General features: G+C 68.9%; 2 protein-coding genes. Both read right to left on the reverse strand.

All coding sequences use genetic code 11. The annotated features are described in order from the left end of the window. Nucleotides 1-306 (reverse strand): hypothetical protein (locus P3H15_RS53825; RefSeq protein WP_276144795.1); only part of this gene is annotated, 306 nt, incomplete at its 3' end. 2 nt (nt 307-308) lie between these two features. Next, a partial coding sequence (locus tag P3H15_RS53830) for an NAD(P)/FAD-dependent oxidoreductase (RefSeq protein WP_276144796.1) occupies nt 309-1,613 on the reverse strand: 1,305 nt, incomplete at its 5' end.

A 1,613-nucleotide genomic window follows, 5' to 3' on the forward strand; every position in this document is an offset into this window, starting at 1 on the left:
GATCGGGCTGACGGCGCCGGTGGGCATCTCGGTGGCCTCGATCTCGACGTTGTCGATCAGTGCCGCCATGGCCAGGAACTTCGGCAGGTTCTCCACGTCGGCGTTGGCGGCGTCGGCGGCGTCCTCGGTTTCGTAGATCCAGACGTCGATCCACGTCCCGTCCGCCCTCCGCGAGCACAGCGGCACCGACCACAGCGCGGGGTGGGCTGCCTTGACCTCCTGGATCGCCTCCTGTCGGCGTTCGAGAAAGGTGTCGACATCGGCGTCGGCGACGGTGAATCGAACAAGTTCGACGCAGTAGCTCATGGTCAGTTCTCGCTTTCGAGTTCGGTGACGAGGTGCCGGGCGGTCTGCAGCCCGGATTCGATGGCGCCGTCGATGAATCCGGCCCAGCCGCGGGCGTAGTCGCTGCCGGCGAGTCGGATTCGGCGGGTGGTGTCGCGGGCGGCGTGGGCGACGGCGTCGAGTTGATGCGGGGCCAGCATCGGCCACGTTTCGCCCGACAGCGGGTCCGCGGTCCAGTCGTGGGCGTCGACGGCGACGACCTCGAGGTCGGGGCGCCACTTGCGTAGTTCGGCTTCCACGGCGCGGGCGTCGGTGAGGTCGATGAGTCCGGACCGGGGTCCGAAGGCCACGATCACGCTGTCTCCGTCCACCGGGTACTCGTACTGTGCGAAGTTCAGTACGGCGTCGCTGTCGGCGAGGGCGGCGAACTTCCCGATGTCGCCCTTGACGCGGATCCAGACCTTCACTCCGCTCGATGCCTGCCCCTCGGAGGCGACCGCGTCGAGGCCGTGACCGAGGCCGGGGGTGACGGCGATGCTGCCCAGAATGTTGAGCGGCACGGTGATCACGACCCTCCTGCCGCGCAGGCTGGTTCCGTCGCCGCAGGTGACGGTGATCCCGTCGGCCGTTTCGTCGATGCTGGTGACGGTGGTGTTCAGGCGGATGTCGGCGCCGGCCGCGTCCGCGGCGATCGCGTCGAGAAGCGACTTGGTTCCGCGGGCGAACTTGTAGGTGGCGCACGCCTCGAACATCAGTTTCCAGTCGCCGCCGGAGAGGGCACACCAGCGCAGGGCCTGGGTGTAGCCGCTGCGGGCGGGATCGCCGCTGAAGTTCAGTGCCCACATGCCGTCGAGGAGGGCGCGTTGCTGCGGGTCGAGGTCGAGCCCGGCGATCTTGTCGGCCACGCTGACCTGGTCGAGGGTCTTCATCTCCTCGGACAGCGGAAAGTAGTCGTACGGCTGGGGCAGTATCCGGCGGGACTCGGCGAGGACCTCGGTCATCGACGCGTCGAGTAGATCGAGCATGGTGTCGGCGGTCCCGGTGCGGACCTCGTCGCCGACCCGCCAGTAGGCGGTGTCGAGTTCGGGGCTGGCGACCAGGTCCAGGTTGTAGCGGCTGATCTCGGCCCACACGTGCGGCTGGATCCAGTGCACCCAGGTGCCGCCCATGTCCAGCTCCCGGCCGAGGGCCGTGTCGCGGGTCCAGGTGCGCCCCCCGAGGCGGTCGCGGGCTTCGAGGACGACGGTCCGCACGCCCTGTCGGGTCAGTTCCCGGGCGGCGGTGATTCCGGCGAATCCACCGCCGACGACGATCACGTCGGTGTCGTA

It is taken from the genome of Rhodococcus sp. T2V, from assembly GCF_029269925.1.
Taxonomy (GTDB): domain Bacteria; phylum Actinomycetota; class Actinomycetes; order Mycobacteriales; family Mycobacteriaceae; genus Rhodococcus_F; species Rhodococcus_F koreensis.